This is a genomic window from Zhongshania aliphaticivorans, assembly GCF_902705855.1.
Taxonomy (GTDB): Bacteria; Pseudomonadota; Gammaproteobacteria; order Pseudomonadales; family Spongiibacteraceae; genus Spongiibacter; species Spongiibacter aliphaticivorans_B.
This window is the reverse complement of record NZ_CACSIJ010000012.1, coordinates 214003-235744: the sequence shown is the minus strand read 5'-3', so window position 1 is coordinate 235744 and position 21742 is coordinate 214003. Positions and strand designations below refer to the sequence as shown.

Here is a 21742-nt window from a genome sequence, read left to right as displayed (position 1 = left end):
GTATGAAGCAATTACAGAAAATTGGCGTAGTCGGTGTCGGCACTATGGGGCGCGGCATTGTTCAGTTGTTTGCCCAAGCTGGTCATGAAGTGTATTGCTTTGACGCCTGGGATGGCGCGGTGGCTAAGGCCATGGATTTTGTCACGGGCTTGATTGAGCGCGGGGTTGAAAAAGGCCGTCAAAGTCGCGAGCAAGCTGATGAGCTGATTAGTCGAATTCACCCCTGTGATCAGCTTACAGACTTAGCAGAGTGCGATTTAGTGATCGAGGCAATTATTGAAGAAATTTCGGCCAAGCGTAGTTTGTTTGCCCAGCTGGAAGACGTACTCGCCAGTGATGCGATTATCGCCAGCAATACCTCGTCGCTGGTGGTCGCCGATATCGCGGCAGAGTGTAAAAATCCCGAGCGCGTGGCGGGCCTACATTTCTTTAACCCCGTGCCCTTAATGAAAGTGGCGGAAATTATCGCTGCGGTTCGCACCTCACAAGACACCGTCATCGCGCTGAAAAATGTCATTGATGGCGCCGGTCATCGCGCAGTAATCGCAGCAGATCAACCGGGCTTCTTGGTGAACCATGCTGGCCGCGGGCTGTATACCGAGGGTCTTAGAATTATTGAAGATCAATGTGCCTCGGTACAGGACGTTGATACGCTCATGCGCGAAGCCGCTGGCTTTAAAATGGGCCCCTTCGAATTATTAGATCTAACCGGCTTGGATGTGTCAGGCAAGGTGATGGAGTCTATTTACCAGCAGTTTCAGCAAGAGCCGCGCTTTCGTCCCTCGTCCTTGGTTGCGCCGCGTATTGCCGCTGGGTTATTTGGCCGCAAAAGTGGTGAGGGCTGGTATCGCTATGAAAACAATCAGCGTGTAGATGCGCCACGGGCCGCAGTGCCTGAGTTAATTAGCGGTTTAAAAGTGTGGATTGATACTGCCGCTGATGATTATGACTCGCTGCTTGCCTTGGCTCAGCAGGGCGGCGCGCAACTTTGCGACGCGCCTGAAGATGCCGAGTTAATATTGATCCAGCCCTGGGGCTGGGATGCCACTACTTATTGTACCGAGCACGATTTAGATGCGCGTTACACTATCGCAGTCGATCCGCTGCCGGGCTTAGACAAACATCGCACCTTGATGATGACCTCTATCACGGCGCCGGTCGCTCGTGACGCAGCTCACGCTCTGTTAGCACAAGGTGGTGACGTCACCATTATTAATGACAGCCCGGGTTTTGTGAGCCAACGTATTTTGGCAACTATCGTCAATATCGCCGCCAATATTGCTCAGCGTGGTATTGCTAGCGTTGATGATATTGAAGACTCCGTGCGCATCGGTTTGGGTTATCCCGCTGGCCCGCTAAGCATTGGTGAGAAAATTGGCGGCGATCGCATTTTAATGATTTTGGATGCGATGCAAGCGCAGACAGGTGATATGCGTTACCGGCCCAGTTTGTGGCTAAGTCGTCGAGTAACTTTGGGTGTGTCCTTGCTCACTCCCGAGGCGAGTCGTTCACAGGAGCCGAGTCGCGCATGAGTGAGAACAATGTCATCGATATCGATTTTTTAAAGACGTGGATTGGTAAGGAGCGGATTCGCCAAGACGATCTTAGCCCATTCAAAGCGCAGGCTTTGGCGACAGCGTTAGATCGTCAGAGTAGTCTGCAAGCGGGTGATAATTTGCCGCCAGCGTGGCAGTGGTTGTATTTTGTTGATACGCCCTTAGCTAGCGAAACTGGCGTAGATGGCCATCCCAAAACGGGAGGTTTTTTACCTCCAGTGCCGTTGCCAAGGCGGATGTGGGCTGCGGGTAAATTCGAAATACATCGCCCCTTAATCTTAGGCAAGCCTGCCGAGCAAACGTCCACAATTAAATCGGTAGATTTGAAAAGTGGTAAGAGCGGCACACTGATTTTTGTGACCGTTGAACACAATACCCGTCAAGACGGGGAGCTGTGTTTAAGTGAAGAACAAAATATTGTCTATCGCGATATGCCTACTGGCCCCGCGCCGCTGCCCGCCGGTGAAGCGGCTCCGCTAGATACGGATTGGCGTATGGATATCACGCCAGACCCTGTGCTGCTATTCCGCTATTCTGCGCTTACCTATAACGGCCACCGCATTCATTACGACCGCGACTATGCGGTGAACACCGAATTTTATCCGGCGCTGGTAGTACATGGGCCGTTGTTAGCGACCTTGTTGGCCGAACTGGTGGCGAAGAATATTCCAGACGCGCAGATGGAGACTTTTGCGTTTCGTGCGCAGCGTCCGAGTTTTGATACTGATAAGTTTACGGTGTGTGGCAAACGCGATGGCGATGCCTTGTCGCTGTGGACCTGCAGTCATGATGGTTTTGTCGGTATGACGGCAAGCGTCAAATTGAGGGCAGTGTGATGAGTCAGTCTTTGCCGGTATGGCGTTCCATGTTGTTTCTACCTGCCCACGTCGAGAAGTTTGTAGCCAAGGCACATACCCGTGGTGCAGACGCCTGCATATTAGATTTAGAAGACAGCGTACCGCTGAGCCAAAAAGCCGAAGCCAGAGCGATGGTGGCAGCGGGCGCACAAACTATCGCCGCGCATAATATTGGTGTGTTAGTGCGGGTGAATAATGATGAGAACAATCTCATTGCCGATCTCGACGCCGTTGTGAACCCTAGCGTTGCGGCGATTGTGTTACCCAAGGTCAATGATGCCGCGATTGTAGCCTTAGTCGCTGAACGCTTGGATGCGCTGGAAGCCAAACTAGGCATGCGTGTTGGCCACACCTATATCATTGCGCAAATAGAAGACGTGCGCGCCTTGCCAAATTTAGATGAGATTGCCGTATCGTCATCCCGATTGCTTGGAATGAGCTTGGGCTCTGAAGATTTTTCTGCATCCGCATGTATGGCGCCGATTCCCGAAACGCTATTTGCACCAAATCAAATGGTGGCGTTTGCCTGCCGCCGAGCGGGTATTTTGCCCTTTGGTTTTCCCGCCTCGATTGCCGATTATAGCGATGCGCAGGCCTTCGCTCGCACTGTAAAGCTGGCTAGTCAACTTGGTTTTGTTGGCGCGTTTTGCATTCACCCCAGCCAAGCTCATATGCTCAATGAAGGTTTTTCACCCTCTTCAGAAGAGCTGGAGCACGCCACCGGATTACTGGCGGCGTTTGCTGAAGCCGAGCGCGAAGGTCGTGGCGCGTTTGCCTATAAAGGCAAAATGGTTGATCCACCGGTGGTGGCTCGCGCTGAAGAACTTTTACGTCGCGCGGATGCTATCGCAGCGCGCAATTCCTAGCGCTTAATTAATAGATTAAGCGACACGGTAATAACGTGATACCAATGACAATAGGAGGCGGCCTGCGTGAAGCGGGCGCTTGCAAACAATGAATCAACTATCAATGGCAGATTTACCCAGCGCAGAAAATACCGCCGGTTTATTGGCAAAGCTACGCAGCGTGCTCAATGTTGCCACTGCGGCACTGGCTCAGCGCTGCGCTGAAAATGGTAAATTAAACAGTGCTAAGTTAGATGCGCAACAGGTGTCTAGTTTTGAACTGGCGTGGGCGAATGCCGAGTTGTTAGCGGCCGAGCGCGCCGTTGCGGTACTGAGCGAAAACAGCAGTGAATTAGAGCAGCGTTTGGCCATGACCTTTGTTGCCGAAGCACTGACTTTAATTCGCGATCGCTTAGATGCTATTTTGCTGGACTTAGATTTAGCCGACGACATGCTGAATGCAATACACAGCGACAAGCACAATCGCACCCTGCGCCGCGTTGCCTTGTCTGATAGTTTTCTTTTAGAAACGGCCCATACCTTGGCCCGCGAACCTAGCCAAATTGCGCGTATTACTCTGAACGAAGACCTAACCATGGTGCAGGATATGTTCAGCCGTTTTGCCAGCGAAGCGGTTGCGCCATTGGCAGAAGACATTCATCGCCATGACCTCATCGTACCCGAAGTTGAATTACTGCAACCGCTGCGGGAAATGGGTGTATTTGGTTTGTCGATTCCTGAACAATACGGCGGCAGCGCACCGGATGACCGCGACGACAATATGACCATGGTGGTGGTGACCGAAGCCTTGTCAGAAGCCTCTTTAGCTGCGGCAGGTAGTTTAATTACTCGACCAGAAATTCTGTCGCGCGCTTTATTGGCCGGCGGCACCGAGGCACAAAAGCAAGATTGGCTGCCGCGTATCGCGCAGGGCAATCCACTGTGCGGTATCGCCATTACTGAACCGGACTACGGTTCAGACGTGGCGAGTTTAATGATGCGCGGCACGCGCTGCGAGGGTGGCTGGTTACTCAATGGTGCAAAAACCTGGTGTACTTTTGCGGGTAAGGCTGGGGTGATGATGGTGGTTACTCGCACTGACCCAGATAAAAGTAAAGGTTATAAAGGCCTGAGTTTATTGCTGGCTGAAAAGCCTTCGTTTGAAGGACATGAATTCGACCACGTTCAAGACGGCGGTGGTCGTATTATCGGTCGTGCGATTCCAACCATCGGCTATCGCGGCATGCATTCCTTTGATGTGTCGTTTGAAAATTATTTTGTGCCCGACGCCAATGTGATTGGTGAAGAGGGTGGCCTTGGCAATGGTTTCTATTACACCATGGCCGGCATGATGGGTGGGCGTATGCAAACCGCCGCACGCGCCAGCGGTGTTATGCGAGCTGCGCTACTTGCCGGTTTACGCTACGCGCAAGAGCGCAAAGTGTTTGGCTCGCCGCTTATTGATTATTCTTTAACGTCGGCAAAGCTCGCCAAAATGGCGGCGCGTTATTCCGCCAGCCGTCACTTGGCTTATTCGATTGCTGAATTATTAGATCAGGGTGGCGGCCGTATGGAAGCCAGTTTGGTGAAATTATTTGCCTGCCGCTCGGCTGAAATAATCACGCGTGAAGCGCTGCAAATTCACGGTGGTATGGGCTACGCTGAAGAAATGCCGGTGAGCCGTTACTTTGTGGACGCGCGGGTTTTATCTATTTTTGAAGGCGCTGAAGAAACCCTAGCCTTAAAAGTAATAGCGCGCAGCTTGCTCGACGCGGCACTTAAGGAGCAAGCGGCATGATCAAGAGCGGCATTCTCAGTGGTATGCGCGTGGTGGAATTGTCTGCCTTTGTGGCAGCGCCCTTGGGCGGCATGACGCTGGCGCAAATGGGTGCCGATGTGATTCGCATAGATCGCCCGCAGGGCGGTTTGGATTATCGGCGCTGGCCGGTGACCAAAGACAATAATAGTTTATTTTGGGCGGGCTTAAATAAATCTAAGCGCTCGGTGGCAATCGATATCGCTAAGCCCGAAGGGCGTGAATTGGCGCAGGCGCTGATCACAGCCAGCGGCGACGATGCCGGTATGTTGCTCACCAACTTTCCGGCCAGAGGTTGGTTGGCCTATGAAGAACTAGTTAAACGCCGCGAAGATTTAATTCAGCTCACCATTCAGGGCGACCGCCATGGTGGCTCTGCCGTTGATTACACCTTAAACCCCGCTATTGGCCTGCCAATGCTAACTGGCCCACAGGGATATGATGGCGTGGTAAATCATGTGCTGCCAGCCTGGGATTTGATCACAGGGCAAATGGCGGCGGTAGGCTTATTGGCAGCGGAGCGCCATCGCAGTCGCAAAGGCGAAGGCCAGCACGTTAAATTGCCATTGGAAGATGTTGCACTTGCGGTTATGGGGCATCTTGGTTTTATCGCCGAAGCGGAGTTGGGTGTAGAGCGGCCACGTTGTGGTAATGACTTATTCGGCGCATTCGGGCGCGATTTTGTTACCGCCGATAAAGAGCGGGTGATGGTAGTTGGTCTGTCAGAAAAGCAGTGGCAGTCTTTGGTGAAAGCCTGCGACATTACCGAGCAGATTACTAAATTAGCAGCAACCTTGAATGTAGATTTAGATTTGGAAGGTGAGCGTTTTAAAGCCCGCGATGCCATCGCCGCACTAGTTGGCCCGTGGATTACTGCGCGACCTTTCGCTGAGGTTGCTAAAACCTTCGACGCCCATGGCGTGTGTTGGGGACGCTACCAGTCAGTAAGCCAGATGGTGAAAAGCGACGATTCTTGCTCTGAAAAAAACCCCATGTTTAGCAAGGTAGAACAGGCGGGTATAGGCACCATTCTGTCGCCGGCTATTCCACTTAATTTCGGCAGTGGCCGCGACAGCGCCAAACCCGCACCGATTTTAGGCGCGCATACCGAGTCGGTGTTGTGCGATGTGCTGGGTTTGAGTTCTGCTGAGTATGGTCGTTTTCACGACGCGGGAATTGTGGCTGGGCCGCAGTAATAGCATGGTTATGTGGAAATATTAGCTGGGGGTATTTAATGCTCTGAGTTCGCGAATGCTTAAGCCAGTTCTGCGCTTGAGCATTTTCCTGAAGGATGTCGCGTCGGCATAGCCAAGTCTCTCCGCAATCGTATTCATTGATTCTCCGCGCTGTAGCCAGTGCAGGGCGAGTTTCTCAAATACCTGCTCATGTATCTCTTTATAAGTTAATTGCTCGTCTTTGAGCCTGCGTAGCAGGGTACGTTCTCCCAAACGTAGTTTCACCGCAACAGTATTGCGCGATGGGGTGATGCCTTGGTCGATCAGGGCGAGAATTGCCCTTTCTATATTTTCGCTTAAATTCTTAAGATTGCGGGTTTGGTGGTCTAGGCGATAATCCAAAGACTCATACAGCTCTGGGTCGGCCGATGCCAATGGAATATCCAGTAGTCTGGCGTCTACACATAGTGCGTATTCGCTCATATTAAATTTGCAGTGGCAGCCAAGCAGTTGCTCGTATTTTTCCCGCAGACCGAAGTCTGAATGCGCGAACCAGATCTCAGAGAATTTGTATATTTCGGCGGGAAAGCAGTCTTGCATCATCCGTGTGCAGGCGCTGATAAAGGCGTCGTAGGAATGATGGGTGATCTCCATATTGGGATCAGAAAGTCTAAATTTCATCACACCGAGGGCACTTTGCTCGGTAAGCGCAAAACGCCAGACCTCGCTAACTAGCGAAATTTGGTGGAGTGCTTCCAATATGGATTGGCGGAATGTCGGCGCTACCATCATTTTAAAGGCTAGGGGGCCTAGGGTGCGAAAGTGGAAATGCTTCAGTACGCCGAGCCCTATATCGGGTGGCGCGCCCAAGCGGTCGGCTGTTTTCCAGAGTGCGGTCAGATCATCTTGGTTGACTCGCGTGAGCGACTGCCAAACATTGGCATCTAGCTGGGCCTCTTTAAACAAGTGCTCACGATCTGCCTTGCAGCCTTCTGCAATGACTAGGGCAGTCATTTGTGCCCATGGCAGGCTTGTTGTTATTGAATGTGCGTGCTTTGTCACGAATTAACCTGTAGTCGACACGAATTTCCATTGTACGCAAATTTATACTTGCTAGCATAGGAGTTTGGGGAACACCAGAACAGAGTGGCGGAAAATAAGGTTAGCGCCTACTCTGTTCAGACAATCATTACGGGTTGGATTAGATGCAGAAGTTAAATAAAGAATTAATAAGAATTACTCTAGTAGTGTTAGTGCTAGCACTGGTGGGTTGCGGAGGGTCGAATAGTATTTCTACTACCGCTGCAAGCACGCCAGACACTGGTGGTAATCCAGACATTGGTGGTAACCCAGATACTGGAGGTAACCCAGATACTGGAGGTAATCCAGACACTGGCGGTAATCCAGACACTGGTGGTAATCCAGACACTGGCGGTAATCCCGATACTGGCGGTAATCCCGATACTGGCGGTAACCCAGACACTGGTGGTAATCCCGATACTGGCGGTAACCCAGACACTGGTGGTAATCCAGATACTGGCGGTAATCCAGACACTGGTGGTAACCCAGACACTGGAGAAGTTGCACAAGGTCGAACCTTTTTAATTCAGCCTGGCCCTAATGCATCTAACGATATGTTATTGGCGATGATCGAAGTTAAGCCAAAGGATGTTATTGAGTTTGGCGAAGGCTATTTTGAGCTCACGTCGGGTATCCAGATATCGGGTACCGAAGATATTTTGGTAAAAGGCCAAGGTATGGATAAAACCGTACTTTCCTTTAAGAACAGTGGTTCACAGGAAGGTTTTTTGGCTACCACCGTGCGTGGAATCACCATTGAAGATTTGACGGTTCTCGATTCGCCTGGTGATGCATTTAAGTTGCAGGGGGTGGATCACGGTACGCTGCGTCGCGTTCGCGCATTTTGGTCTAGTGGTCGCAACCTCCCCAATGAAGACACGGTTACCGCAGCTAACTATAAGACCAAGTTACATGTAGCCTGTACAGACCCTGCCCGCCATAATCCCGATAACCCAAATCCACTAGAAACGGACACAAGCTCACCAGATTACACCGTGAGTAAGCTGTCTGGCCGCTACGGAGTTTACCCCGTAAACTCACAGAATATTTTGGTTGAGTATTCTGAGTCGGTAGGTGCGTCTGACGCCGGTATTTATGTGGGGCAAACCGATAACGCCATTATTCGTAATAGTCGTTCAGCATATAATGTATTCGGCTTTGAAATAGAAAACGTTCGCGGTGGTGAGTACGTTGATAACCTGTCGGAGTGTAATACCGGCGGCTTCTTGGTTTATGACTTAGACGGACTAACGCGTTACGGCAGCCGCACACGCATGTACCGCAACGTGTCTCGTAATAATAACACTTACAACTTTGCCGAGCCCGGTAGCATCGTATCAAACGTACCTCGCGGTACTGGTATGTTGACCATGGGTTACGACAAAATCGATATATTTGAGAATACCTTCGAAAACAATGGTACTGCCGGTATTGTGCACACGAGCTATAAATTATTTGGCGTGCCTGGTGATCGTCGAATGGATTTATACAGCGAAGGTGTGCACATTTGGAATAACACCTTTAAAAATAATGGTAACGATCTGCCTCAGCCAGATTTTGCCGCAATTATTGATACCGGCGGGGAACAGGTCACGTCAGCATTCCCGATGTTAATCGGTCTGAAAATGTTAGTTGGCGCCGGCGAATACCGTGGCGCGCACATCGCATGGGATGGCTATGAAGATGAATACAGCGCGGACTGCCCCTACCCAACAGACAGCAAGGGTGACCCTATTCCCGCGGATGCGGAAGGTAAACCCATTTCAGGTAATCAGTACCCCAACCCGTCTTGCCGCTACAATGCCTATAAATTTAATGAGGCTGGTGAACGCAAAAAGCCGCTGTGGTGGTATTCCTGTATAGATACTAGTAATAATTTTGACAGCGATAGCGCTACCTTCGCTAATTTCCACGGTACTGAAGGTCTAGAGGCCTTGTTATATCTACCACCGTCAGGCCCAGAAGACATCTTAGACATCCTTACTAGTCTTCCTAACTTCCCAGTGGATACCGATATAACCCCGCACCTCTGTGATGATGCCTACGGTAGTAATATGGCAGCGTTACCGCCTATTGTAATACCGGAATTTGTTCCGTCTGGAAATATTGATCCTGCGCCATCACAGGCACTCATTGATCAGCTTTGCGAGCTCGATGTGGCTGACGGTGAGATCAATGCAGATGCCTACCGCGTAAATTGTCCGCGTTTGGATCAGTATCATTTATTCAGTGATCCGCAAGATCCCACGAGCTTGCCAAATGGACAAGGTGTTCCCTTTGTTCTAAATACCAAGCTCTTTTCTGACTATTCCACTAAGTATCGTGTGGCCTATATTCCAGAGGGTGAGCAGGCGATTTATCGCGACGGTAATGACAGTTCGAATGCAGCTATTTTATTCCCAGTGGGAACAATTTTAGCCAAGACGTTCTCTTTCACGGATGAACCAAGTCAAAGCGAAAATGCAGCGGAAACCCGTTTGATTATTAAACGTGAAACCAGTGGTGGCCAGCTTTACTGGGAGGGTGTGGAGTATCAGTGGTTTGAAGAAAACGGTCAGAAAGTTGCGCGCTTGAAACAGCAGGGTGCCGTGATTAGTGCTAGCTGGAATTACCATGACGTGAACAGCGGCGAGCATTATGTTGGTTCTACTGACGCTTATACCCTTCCGAATGCGAACCAGTGCCAGAGCTGTCATGCCAATGACGATGCTGAAACCGGTGCAGCACCAATAGGGCCAAAGGCGCGCAACTTGAATCGTCCCTATGCGAGTGAATCACCACTGGTGACAGGAATGGATTCGCATCCTGTGAATGGTAAAAATCAGCTGGTTTACTGGTGTCAGAATGGTTTAATGAAAAACTGTCCAAGTAATCTTGAGCTGGATCAGGCTACGCTGTATCTGAAATCTGTTGAGCGCAATCCCATCTTCAATGTGCCTGGTGACTCTGGCTTTACCGCTGGAAGTGATCAAGATGTTGAAGCCCGAGTGCGCTCATACCTAGAAGTGAACTGTGCGCATTGCCACAATCCTCGCGGTTTGGCTCAGAACACCGGTTTTTACCTCGATGTATTCCGTTCGGTAAACGATACCTTTGGTATATGTAAAGGCCCAACGGCGAGTGGAACCGAAGGTCGCGGTGGTCGCGAATACGACATCGTACCGGGCAATGCGGCGGCGTCTATTTTGCCTTACCGTCTAGGGCCTGAAGCGACCACATTAGCGTCGCGGATGCCTCCGATTGCACGGAGCACCGTTCACGGCGCGGCTTTTGATCTGGTTACGCAGTGGATTAATGAGGTGGTTGACGGCAGTTACGATAATGCAGATGCCTGTAATACGAGTGCAGGCAGCGGTGGAAGTAGTGGCGGGCTGTGCGCCCCCGACGAAATACCGCTGATCGGCGGCCAGTGTTTGCCGCTAGGTGATTTATTACCTGTAGGCGGCTTCCTCTAACAGGTATTTATTGCGAGACCTTTTACGCCACCTTCGGGTGGCGTTTTTCATTGTGGTTGGGAAGATGGGCGAGTCTTGAAAAGTCGACGATAAATACGCGGCAACCAAGAAAATTAGTGACGGAAAATAAAAATAGGGATTTTTTTGAATACTATTCACCGCGTTTAAAAAGGCTGCGCGGCGAATAGTGATGAGTGCCGTCGCTTAAATATTGCGCCCAATTAAATCTTTTAATACTTCATTGGCGCCGGCATAAATAGCCTCAATGCGCGCATCGACATACATACGCGCAATCGGGTATTCAAGTATATAACCGTGGCCGCCGAACAGTTGTAAACAGCGGTTGATGACGTCACTGTGGGTTTCACTCATCCACCATTTACTCATCGATGCGAGGTCGCTGGTCATATTACCTTTGATCATTTGGTCAACGGTGAAGTCGACAAATACCCGTGCAATAGTGGCTTGGGTTTTTACTTCTGCGAGCACAAAGCGGGTGTTTTGCAGATCCATTAAGGTACCGCCAAACATCTTGCGCTCATGTGCGTATTCTGCAGAAACTTTAAGTGCATGCTCCATAACGGCGGCACAGTTAACGCCAGTCAGTGCGCGCTCATAGGTAAGGTCTTGCATCATTTGATAGAAGCCCTTGCCCTCGACTTCACCGAGTAAACGATCTGCCGGTACAATACAGTTGTCGAAGAATAGCTCGGCGGTGTCGGAGCCGTGCAAGCCAATTTTTTTCAAGCGTTTGCTTACGCCAAACCCCGGGGTTTTGGTTTCAAAGATAAAAAGTGAAACGCCTTTGGCTCTTTGGCTGGGGTCGGTTTTAGTCGCTAAAATTAAAATATCGGCGGTCGAACCATTAGTGATAAAGGTTTTTGCACCGCTTATACGATAGTTGTCACCGTCGCGAATGGCCTTGGTGCGCATGTTTTGTAAGTCAGTACCGCCGTCTGGCTCGGTCATGCCCATACCGGCGATCAGTTCGCCGCTGCAAATACCGGGTAACCAGCGCTGCTTTTGGTCTTCGGTGCCGTAGCGCTCGATGTAATGAGCGGCAATAACGTGGATTTGTTTGCAGGTGCGCCAGCTGCTGTCGCCAGCAACACATAACTCGTGGCCGATAACGGCCTCATGGCCAAAATGCCCACCGGAACCGCCGTAATCAGCAGAAATATCGGGTACCAGAATGCCGAGCTCGCCGGCTTTAAGCCAGACTTCGCGATCGGTATAGCCTTGCTCATACCACTTTTCTTGATTTGGGGTGATGTGCTCGGCAACAAAGCGACGTGTCATATCTTGAACGGCGTCTAGCTCTTCGTCCATCCAACTTGGGCGGTAGTTTTCTATCATCATGGGCTTAGGCATACGTATTATGGAACATGGATCTATGGTATTCGGCCCCTTTGCTACTGTTATCGTCGCTTCCGACGATTCCTTCGTCTCATATTTTGCTAAGAATCAATGTAACTAAATTTTGGCCTGTCTAGTAAAAAATAACTAAGGCATTGCCGTACTGATTTCGCTTAGTCAAATAGCCACAAGAGTCTTGTGGGAGGTCCGATTTGAAACAACAACAAACACAGCAAACTCCGTCACCAGCGATGGCTTATCCCGGTGGTTTATTACCTCGTCTCGCCGACAAGGCGGCGGTGACCATGGCCGAATCTGGTCAAAGCATGACCTACGGTGAGCTAGATGCTTTTGCTAATCGTTTAGGTCGAATGTATCAGTGGTTGGGTCTAAAGACCGGCGAACATGTTGCTTATATGCTCGAGAATCGCTTGGAATGCCCCGCCGTGCAATGGGGCGCGCACTACGCTGGATTGTATTACACCTTTGTTAGCACGCGTTTAACGCCTGCTGAGGCGTCATATATTGTTAGCGACTGCGAAGCAAAAGTAGTGATTGTTAGCGCTAAAACAGTAGGGCCGGTGTTAGACGCGATTCGCGGTTTAGAAAATCCGCCGCGTATTTACAGCCTCGATCCAGTGGCAGGTTTGCAGGTACTGGACGACGCTATTTCGGCTTTTGAAGCGAGCCCGATTAAAGGCACCTTTGAAGGTAGCGAAATGCTGTACTCGTCGGGTACTACAGGCAAACCAAAGGGCGTTAAGCCTGCGATGACGGGGCTACCACTGGGTAGCTCCTCGACCATCGCAGGTTTAATGCAGCGCGGATTTGGGGTTGGTGAAGACTCGGTATATCTTTCGCCCGCACCGCATTACCACGCTGCGCCTATGAAGTGGGGGCAGGGCGTAACAACCTTGGGCGGAACAATTATTATTATGGAAAAATTCGATGCCGAAGGCGCATTAGCGGCCATCGAAAAATACGGCGTGACTCACAGTCAGTGGGTGCCAACGATGTTCCATAGAATCTTGGGTTTGCCGCAAGAAGTTAGAGATCGCTATGACCTGTCATCGCAAAAAGTAGCCGTGCACGCTGCCGCGCCGTGTCCTATTGCTACCAAGCAAGCCATGATTGATTGGTGGGGGCCGATTATTTTTGAATATTATTCCTGCACCGAAGCGATCGGCATGACCTTTACCGATAGCAGTGCGTGGTTGGCGCATCCGGGTACCGTGGGGCGACCATTATTAGGTGTGCCCGATATTCTAGATGAAGAGGGTAATGAAGTACCGGCTGGGACAGATGGCTTGGTATATTTTGCTGATGGAACAAAGTTTAGCTACCACAACGACGCATCAAAAACCGCCGAAGCCTTCAACGAGAAAGGCTGGTCTACTGTAGGTGATATTGGTCACTTAGATGACGAAGGCTTTTTGTACCTTACCGACCGCAAGAGCAATATGATTATTTCTGGCGGCGTGAATGTTTACCCGCAAGAAACCGAAAACTTAATGATTAGCCACCCCAAGGTTTACGATGTGGCTGTAATAGGCACGCCGCACCCTGACTTTGGTGAAGAAGTTCGAGCGGTGGTTCAACTGGAGCCGGGTATTGAACCGAGCGATGCCTTAGTAGATGAACTTAAGGATTATTGCCGCGAGCAATTGTCGCCGATCAAGTGCCCACGGGTAATTGATTTTCGCGCTGAGCTGCCACGTGAGCCGAATGGCAAATTGCTAAAGCGTTTATTGATTGAGGAATATCGCAAGCTGGCGCAATAGTGGTAAAAATTAATCTGAGGCGACAACTATTATGAAAAATGCCGAGCTGTGCTGAAGGGAGGTTGGCGTAAGCTGCGATACTTTTGCTAAAGACTATGTCGCTCGTAAGGCTGGGAATTCTTTAGTGTTGCGTCATACCCGACCCCGATCGGGTATCTTGGTGAGCGGAGCGATTGCCGTTGTTTGGATACCTGATTCTGGACTAGTTTTTTCAGTTTACTGCTAGCCTCGGTTTCGCCCTCGCTGGGCGACTACGTTATTCGGCACTACGTGCCTCACCCTACAGGTCGCGAAAAGCGGCGATCAAATAGAAAACTTTGTCTTTTTGCTTGGCCCAAAAATAAAGTAAGCAAAGAAAAAAGGCACACTGCATTACCGTCGATGGCAAAAAAGCGCCATCGATATAACTCGGGGCGTCCTGCCCCTCGGCCTAAAGGCCGCCCCTGCGGGCGTTCAAAATGGCTATTCTGCCGTTTTGTCTTGCGCGCTTCGCAAGTAACGGCGCGGGAAAAACTCGCCTTCGGCTCAAACAATTTCCCGCTTAACCCGTTACTTGCTGCAGTGCTCAGCGGCGCTGAAAGGAGGTGTAGATTGCTATAGTTTTGGTAACAATGCCCAATTTCGTAAGGGTAGTATTCTTTAGTACCTCGTCATACCCGACCCCGATCGGGTATCCAGGTGAGCGTAGCGAATGCCTTTGTTTAGATACCTGATTGTGGACTAATTTTTTCAGCTTACTGCTAGCCTTGGTTTCGCCCTCACTGGGCGACTCACTTTCTTTTTGCCTGCCCAAAAAGAAAGTAAGCAAAGAAAAATGGCACCCTACATCACCGTCGATGGCAAAAAGCGCCATCGATCCCCTCCGCGCTTCACAAGTAACGGCGCGGGAAAAACTCGCCTTCGGCTCAAACAGTTTCCCGCTTAACCCGTTACTTGCTGCAGTGCTCAGCGGTGCTGAAGGGAGGTAGCGAGCGGGAGGCTGTATAGCAATTGGCACTAATAACCTTATGGTATCGCAGCTCTGAGGCTGCGACATAAATAGCCGGTGCTGGTAAAAAGCGGACGGTCAGAAATTCCGAGTCAGATGGAGGCTGGTAGGTTTTTCTGCAACATCACCGCCTTAGTATCCAGACATCTGTGCAATTACTTTAAACATTACTCGTAATTTTTGATTAAATTCCCGCGAGGAAAATATTCTATCGTATCCCCGGTACTATTGGTCGGGGCTAAGAATTGTGAGTATCTTCAATATCAATGGTCGGCTATCGTAATTTGGATTGGCTGCCAGCATTAATGCCGCCTCCGTAAAGCATCCCATCAGCATTCTTTGCAAGAGAACAACATCATGTTCTGACAATAGAGAAGCTGAGTTACCATTGTTAAAAAATAAAGATAGCTGATCACGAAATATTCTCGAAACGGCTTTAACAACACTAGTATCTTCCCAGCGCGCGCGACCCAAAATAATGGGCGCATCGCTTAGCACTATTCGTGCAAAATAAGGTTGCTGAGTGATTTCAATCAAAATGTCCCAAATCTCAATGAGATTGACTTGTTCTGCTTTAAAGCCAATTACTTCAATCTGCTTGCTAAACTCCAGCTCCATTGCCTCGGTAACCGCCAGAAAGAGCGACTGCTTATTTCCAAAGTAATGATAGATCGGTGTGATCGTAAGCCCGAGGTCTTCGGCAATATCCTTGAGAGATGTATCTGCATAGCCTTTCGAGCCAAAAATTNGGCAAGCACTTTCTAGCACCTTTGTTTGAGTGGTTTCTCGGCGTTCTGCTTGAGTTTGTCGTTTTGGCTTAGTAACAGCCGTGCGGACATTTGTCTTTTTTGAACTTGATACGTCGTTACCCAAGGCCACTCTCACTTCATTTTAACCAATTCTTAAGTATACCTATCGGTATCAAGTCATTCCATGTAATTGACTTATATAATCTTACTATATAACATTGATACTTATGTTTTTGGCTGCGCCCAATCTAGTGCTGGCCTAGAAAACCAATAGACCTAGATCAATAATAATGACAGAGGGCTTATGCAAAGCATTAGCAATCCCGCGCTGACCACAGGTAATTTGAACGGCCTCACGCTGAAGAATAGGCTCATCAAGGCCGGTACGTTTGAAAACCTGAGTCCCAATGGTATTCCAGGTACGGAGCTACTGAATTTCCACAAGAAATTTGCCCGTGGTGGTATCGCCATGACGACAATCGGTTACTGCGCGGTAGAAAATGCAGGCCGCTTAAATGCAAATATGCTCACTATGCATGAGGATTACCGAGAGGATTTGCGTCTTCTTGTGCAGGGGATTCAAGATCAAGGTTGTAAAGTATCAGGCCAAATGGGGCATTGCGGCGCCTTTTCCAAAAACCATACATTGAAAGGACGCCCCAAGGGGCCTCGTGGCGGGCTGAATATTCTGGGCTTTGCCGAGGGAATGTGGTTTTGCGACGCTATGACGCTGAGCGATATAGATCATTTAGTAAATGCATATAGCGAAGCTGCGACATTCATGAAGTCAGTGGGCTTCGACGCGTTAGAGATTCATTTTGGGCACGGCTACGGCTTGTGCCAATTTTTGAGTCCACTTACCAATAAACGCAAGGATAATTATGGCGGCAGTTTAGCGAACCGGCTTCGTCTCCCACTTCGAGTGCTTGCGGCTGTGAGAGAGGCCGTCGGCAGTGACTTCCCTATTCTTGGCAAAATAAGCATGTCAGAGGGGCCGCGTGGGGGCATCCGCTATGAGGACTCCATCAAAATTTGTAAAGCACTTGATGAGGCTGGCATCGACGCGATCATCCCTAGTAATGGCACCAGCACCATGAGCCCGATGCTAATGTTTCGCGGTGAAAGCATTTTGCCGGCCTTACTACGGTATGAAAAAAATCGCCTAATGCGAATAATATTAAAACTAATGGGGCGGGCAATGTTCCCAACTCTGCCTTTCTATGAACTGTATTTGCTGGAGCAAGCTAAACGTATTCGCGAAGTCGTTAAGTGCAAGATGGTTTATATTGGCGGGGCAGCCAGTGCGGAAAATTTCACACAAATACTAGACGCTGGATTTGATTTTATCCAGTTAGGTAGAACGCTTTTGGCCGACCCTGACTTGCCACAGATACTCGCTGAAAAACCGGATTATAAAAGTCGTTGCACTCACTGTAATCAATGCGTCGGTACCATCGAAAGCCCGCAAGGTATCCATTGCCCAGTATTTTTTGGTGGTGCGCAGTCGTGAATATTTTGATTACGGGTGCGTTTGGCAATCTTGGCCAGATGTGTGTCGACAGCGCGCTAAAACAGGGCTACCGAGTGCGCTGCTTCGATTTAGACAGCACTCAAAATCAAAAACTAAAACGTCGATATAGCAGTCGCTGCGAAGTGTTTCTTGGTGATATCCGCAATACTCAACTGCATTCTGAATTACTAGAAGGTATCGACGCAGTTATTCATAACGCCTCGCTGCTACCGCCATTATCAGAAACTCAAGCAGAGTTGGCCGAAGCGATTAACGTAGATGCGACTCGCGCGCTGATTCGGAGCATGGAGGCCTGTTCGCAATCACCCAGATTAGTATTCCCATCATCGGTAACGGTGTTTGGTAAATCTTTTCCCGGCGAAAGCGTTAAGACACTTTCAGATAGCGTTTCATCTAGCGATAACTACACCCGCCACAAACTAGCAATTGAGCAGACGTTAAAGGGTTCAAGCTTGTCATGGGTAATTTTACGAGTAGGGGTCGCTGTAGATGCTCGCACCTTGAAAACTGATCGAGCGACACTGCGGCAACTTCTCAATATACATCCAGAGTCGCCACTGGAGTTTGTTCACCCTAAAGATGTTGCATTAGCTATGTGTAACGCCGTGAAATCAGTGCCAGCAAATCATAGAACACTATTAATTGGCGGCGGAAAAGGTTGTCAGATTAATCATTACCGTTTTCTTAAAACAGCATTTACCGCTCTTTCTTTAACATTACCTTATAACGCTACGAGCAAGGAACGCTATTACACCCACTGGATGGATTCGACAGAAGCACAGGAACTACTTGAATTTCAGCATCACACTTTTGAAGATTACGAGCAGGAAATGGCGCAAAAAATGCGCCTTATTCGGATTGGAATCTGGCCGCTACGTCCACTTTTAAACCGCCTACTGCCTTACGCATTGGCAAAAATATAATAAATCGCAAAATAGACTGGTGAAAAATGAATATCTATAAAACACTACTACTCCCGTTATCACTTGCCGCAATCGTGAATCCTGGCTACGCACAGGACAGTAGTGGTGCTGAAAAAGAACGGGCACGAGGTCAGATAGAAGAGGTGATTGTCACCGCCCGTAAGCGCGCTGAAAACATTCAAGAAACGCCAGTAGCTATCACTGCTATCACCGGGGATTCCTTGCGTGAACAAGGTATTTTGAGTGCGCAGGAGCTGAGTAAATCAGTGCCAAGCCTGCAAATAAATAACAGCACCTCGCCACAAATTTTTATTAGGGGGATTGGTCAGCGTGCACCCTTTGCGCGCTTTGACCCCTCAGTAAGTGTGTACTTGGATGGTATTTTTATTCCGCGCCCCGATGGCCAGTTATTGGACACTATTGATGTTGATAGCGTACAGGTATTACGTGGCCCTCAAGGAACCTTATTTGGCAAAAACAATACAGGCGGGGCGTTAGTTTTTACTCTTACTAAGCCTGGTGAAGAGTATGGCGGTTATATCGAAAGCAGTCTTGGCAACTACAATGAACAACGTTTACAAGCAGCCATCGATTTACCAGTCAATGATGAGCTATTAACGCGAGTTTCATTTAACACTCGCCGCCGCGATGGATTTTTAAAAGACGCGACTGGTCGGGAGAATCAGTCTATTGATAGGCTGTCAGCAATATTCCAAACCCGATGGCTAGCGAGTGATGACTTAGTCGTTGATGGCTTTGCCTTTGTTGGCCGTACCCGCGAAAATTTCCCTTCCTACCATTGCCGTATCGTTAGTGATGACGCTCTATTCGTTAATGGCTTAGGCATACTTTGGCCGGGGGACACCGATCCCAATAATCCGAGTGCCTACCGCGATAACTGCGAAGCTAATTCGCGTGAATCGCAAGGTGACCTCCATACCAATCAGGGCGATAGCCAGCGGCAAAGCAAAGATCAAGACGAGCTTATGCTTGGTCTAACATTAGATTATCAGTTCAACGAAGATCACAGCGTAAAGTCAATTATTGGTTATCGTGATGCCACAAAATATAACCCGCAAACAACCGCAGACGATGGCGGCCCGGCAGAGTTTTTACGCGCAGATCTTTTAGGTGATGCCCTTCAAGAATCGCTGACGTTTGAGCTGCAATTTAACGGAGTATTATTCGACAGCGTTGATTATGCGGCAGGGATATTTTGGCAGGACGAATATAAATCAGAGCGTTTTAATACCAGTAACCCCTTAGTGGGTGCAGAGCCTATAGCCTTCCTCGGTTTGGCTTCAGGTCAAGCAGGGTTTGATCTTGCCGCGGTCACCGATTTACTGAGCAGTATTACTAGCTTAGTCCCGGGAGGAACGGTACCGCTTGTCGCCGCTGCTGCGCCATTGGCCACGGTTCAAGATTTTGACATCGACGGTGAAACCTTCGCTGCCTTCTCACAAGCTACTTGGCATATCACTGATAATTTTGAATTGACCTTGGGTGGGCGCTATACCGAGGAGACGCGTACATCATACTTAGAAACACGTGGTGCCGACCTCGCTGAGGTAACCTCGATCATAAGCGGTGCCGACCCTCGCTTTGTGCCCGTACTCCCAGATATGGCAGCGCTAGCATTCTTGGGAAGGTGGTCACAGGATCCCCTCACTATTGCCAATAATATTTTGAAAGCGCATTTTCCGGGTGAGATTCATGCCCCCCTTGGTGAAGCTCGCATTGACCGCCGCAGCGATACATTTCGCCAGTTTACTCCTATGGCCTCAGCCGCATACATCATCCCAGAAGACATGCTGTATGACAGCCTAATAGATTCGGCAATGGTTTATGCAACATGGAGTAATGGTTTTAAGTCTGGTTTTCAAGAACCGTTTGGCCTAGATGGCCTTACCGTGGTGGAACCAGAAGAGCTTGAAAACCGCGAGATTGGAATAAAAATAGATGCTCTCGATCGCTCGCTGCGAGTGAACATTGCGGCCTATTCGATGACGTTTAAGAATATGCACTTAATCACCGTAAATGTGGATTCAAATAACGCCTTAGTGGTCGGTGCGCAGAATGCTGGTGCCTCTGCGATTGAGGGCGTAGAGCTGGAATTGATGTGGTTCCCATCGATGAACACGATGGTCAATCTGACTTACAGCAACAATAATTATCGTTACGAAGAATTTATGGATAACGACCTAAAGTCACTAGCACTGCGTGGTGAGTTTGTGCCAATTGACCGATCAGATGAGGAATTTGCTGTCTCCCCAGAAGTAACAGCGGCGCTAGGTATTCAGCACACGCTAGAGACGGAATTCGGCCGCTTTGTACCACGTTTAGATGCTAGTTATAAAAGTGATATTTATCTCGGCCTTGATCGCGGTGCGTGGGAAGCCTCAAGAAAGGACAAGTCGCTGGCTTATGCAGATGCTTACATTTTGTATGATGCGCGGGTGAGCTGGACCGGCGATGACGAAAGCTTAACTCTTTCAGCCTATGTGAAAAACCTTACCGATGAGCGTTACGATATTGGCGCCGTATCCGCCGGCGACAGCATTGGCACCTTCACTAGCGTACTTGGCGATCCACGTACCTATGGTGTTGAGTTACGTAAGACCTTCTAGAAAATTCCTACTACTTTTAGGTAGCCTATCGCTCCCATCTTGAGGGCCACCTTATTTTATCTGAGTATTATTATGAAACACTTATGTGGAAAAACGGTAGTGATTACCGGTGCCGCAGGTGGGTTGGGCAGTGCATTGGCGAAGGCCTTAGCAAAGGAAGGTTGCCACCTTGCCCTCATCGATATCAATCAGCAAGCGTTGACGGAATTGACTGAAAAGCTGCAAACACCGGCGCTACGGATTAGTTATCATGTTGTCAATTTGTGTGAAAAAACGGAAATAGATAATTTACCCGCTGAGTTAATGCTCGTTCACCCGTCGATTGATGTCATTATTAATAACGCCGGAATGACCTTACAGAAGAGCGTAGAAAGTCACAGCATGGATGATTGGCAGCGGGTATTTAGCCTGAATTTTTGGGCTGCGGTATCGATGTGTCAAACGCTGCTTCCATTTCTACGCCAACAAAATAGCGCGCATATCGTAAATCTTTCCAGCATGGCAGCGTTTCACGGCTTACCAAGCCAATGTTCTTATAGTAGTAGTAAGGCGGCACTACAAGCTTATAGCGAATCACTACGCGCAGAGCTCAGTGGCGATGGCATTGGCGTTAGCTGTATTCATCCAGGCGCTATACAGACCAATATGATTATGGCTACGTTAGATGAATCAGATGATATGGCGCAAGCACATAAAAATATGGTCTTGGCGCAACGCTTTGGAATTTCACCACAGGCTGCGGCTAAGCAGATTGTACGTGGAATAAAACGCAATACACGCAGTATGACAATCGGTGTAGATGCGAAACTTTTGAAGTTCGCTAGCACTGCACTGCCTAGGTTAACTGCGAATCTACTAGCACGCACTTACTCCAAGTTTATTGATACCTAACGCAGGGCGAACGCTATTATCCACATTCCTTGACGACGCGTTAATAGCGAATATTGGGGATGAATTGGAATCATATGACTTTAGTGGCGAGTTAGGCGTATCGAGCTTTAGT

14 protein-coding genes are annotated in these 21742 nt (G+C 49.2%); 11 read left to right on the top strand and 3 right to left on the bottom strand.

What is annotated here, in order from left to right:
• Window positions 1–2: 2 nt before the first annotated feature.
• The 5 genes from GVJ32_RS08110 (at window position 3) to GVJ32_RS08090 (ending at window position 6270) form a co-directional block, all read left to right on the top strand.
• Window positions 3–1532, top strand: coding sequence for a 3-hydroxyacyl-CoA dehydrogenase (locus GVJ32_RS08110; RefSeq protein WP_159239553.1), 1530 nt, complete (start codon window positions 3–5; stop codon window positions 1530–1532).
• Window positions 1529–2392: an FAS1-like dehydratase domain-containing protein gene (locus GVJ32_RS08105; protein WP_159239552.1), complete on the top strand. Its 864-nt coding sequence runs from the start codon at window positions 1529–1531 to the stop codon at window positions 2390–2392. Before GVJ32_RS08110 ends, GVJ32_RS08105 begins: the two co-directional genes overlap by 4 nt.
• Complete coding sequence (locus tag GVJ32_RS08100) at window positions 2392–3279, top strand: HpcH/HpaI aldolase/citrate lyase family protein (protein ID WP_235035086.1); 888 nt, start codon at window positions 2392–2394, stop codon at window positions 3277–3279. Before GVJ32_RS08105 ends, GVJ32_RS08100 begins: the two co-directional genes overlap by 1 nt.
• Window positions 3280–3367: 88 nt before the next feature.
• Entirely contained in the window at window positions 3368–5056 is a 1689-nt protein-coding gene (locus GVJ32_RS08095) for an acyl-CoA dehydrogenase family protein (protein WP_200841373.1), read from the top strand.
• Window positions 5053–6270 (top strand): CoA transferase, encoded by a 1218-nt coding sequence (locus tag GVJ32_RS08090; RefSeq protein WP_159239551.1) that lies wholly within the window; start codon window positions 5053–5055, stop codon window positions 6268–6270. The genes GVJ32_RS08095 and GVJ32_RS08090 overlap by 4 nt, the downstream gene beginning before the upstream one ends.
• 21 nt (window positions 6271–6291) lie before the next feature.
• On the opposite strand, the gene GVJ32_RS08085 is transcribed toward GVJ32_RS08090, so the two are convergent.
• Window positions 6292–7263, bottom strand: a complete 972-nt coding sequence (locus tag GVJ32_RS08085; protein ID WP_159239550.1) for an AraC family transcriptional regulator — start codon at window positions 7261–7263, stop codon at window positions 6292–6294.
• Window positions 7264–7454: 191 nt separating this feature from the next.
• Between GVJ32_RS08085 and GVJ32_RS08080 the strand changes: the two genes are divergently transcribed.
• Window positions 7455–10784: a parallel beta-helix domain-containing protein gene (locus GVJ32_RS08080; RefSeq protein ID WP_286187605.1), complete on the top strand. Its 3330-nt coding sequence runs from the start codon at window positions 7455–7457 to the stop codon at window positions 10782–10784.
• 204 nt (window positions 10785–10988) lie between these two features.
• On the opposite strand, the gene GVJ32_RS08075 is transcribed toward GVJ32_RS08080, so the two are convergent.
• The gene (locus GVJ32_RS08075; RefSeq protein ID WP_200841372.1) at window positions 10989–12143 is read right to left on the bottom strand and encodes an acyl-CoA dehydrogenase family protein; all 1155 of its coding nucleotides are present in this window, start codon (window positions 12141–12143) and stop codon (window positions 10989–10991) included.
• A gap of 209 nt (window positions 12144–12352) precedes the next feature.
• Between GVJ32_RS08075 and GVJ32_RS08070 the strand changes: the two genes are divergently transcribed.
• Window positions 12353–13921 (top strand): acyl-CoA synthetase, encoded by a 1569-nt coding sequence (locus GVJ32_RS08070; RefSeq protein WP_235035085.1) that lies wholly within the window; start codon window positions 12353–12355, stop codon window positions 13919–13921.
• Between the two features lie 1213 nt (window positions 13922–15134).
• Here the strand turns inward: GVJ32_RS08070 and GVJ32_RS08065 are convergent.
• Complete coding sequence (locus GVJ32_RS08065) at window positions 15135–15677, bottom strand: TetR/AcrR family transcriptional regulator (RefSeq protein WP_435808074.1); 543 nt, start codon at window positions 15675–15677, stop codon at window positions 15135–15137.
• Window positions 15678–15962: 285 nt separating this feature from the next.
• Between GVJ32_RS08065 and GVJ32_RS08060 the strand changes: the two genes are divergently transcribed.
• The 4 genes from GVJ32_RS08060 to GVJ32_RS08045 all read left to right on the top strand — a co-directional run bounded on the left by GVJ32_RS08060 (window position 15963) and on the right by GVJ32_RS08045 (window position 21630).
• Window positions 15963–17168 carry an NADH:flavin oxidoreductase gene (locus tag GVJ32_RS08060; RefSeq protein WP_159239548.1) on the top strand — a complete coding sequence of 402 codons (1206 nt, stop codon included), beginning with the start codon at window positions 15963–15965 and terminating at the stop codon, window positions 17166–17168.
• Window positions 17165–18112 (top strand): NAD-dependent epimerase/dehydratase family protein, encoded by a 948-nt coding sequence (locus tag GVJ32_RS08055; protein WP_159239547.1) that lies wholly within the window; start codon window positions 17165–17167, stop codon window positions 18110–18112. The genes GVJ32_RS08060 and GVJ32_RS08055 overlap by 4 nt, the downstream gene beginning before the upstream one ends.
• Before the next feature lie 26 nt (window positions 18113–18138).
• Window positions 18139–20739: a TonB-dependent receptor gene (locus tag GVJ32_RS08050; protein ID WP_159239546.1), complete on the top strand. Its 2601-nt coding sequence runs from the start codon at window positions 18139–18141 to the stop codon at window positions 20737–20739.
• A gap of 72 nt (window positions 20740–20811) precedes the next feature.
• Window positions 20812–21630 (top strand): SDR family NAD(P)-dependent oxidoreductase, encoded by an 819-nt coding sequence (locus tag GVJ32_RS08045; protein ID WP_159239545.1) that lies wholly within the window; start codon window positions 20812–20814, stop codon window positions 21628–21630.
• Window positions 21631–21742: the final 112 nt, after the last annotated feature.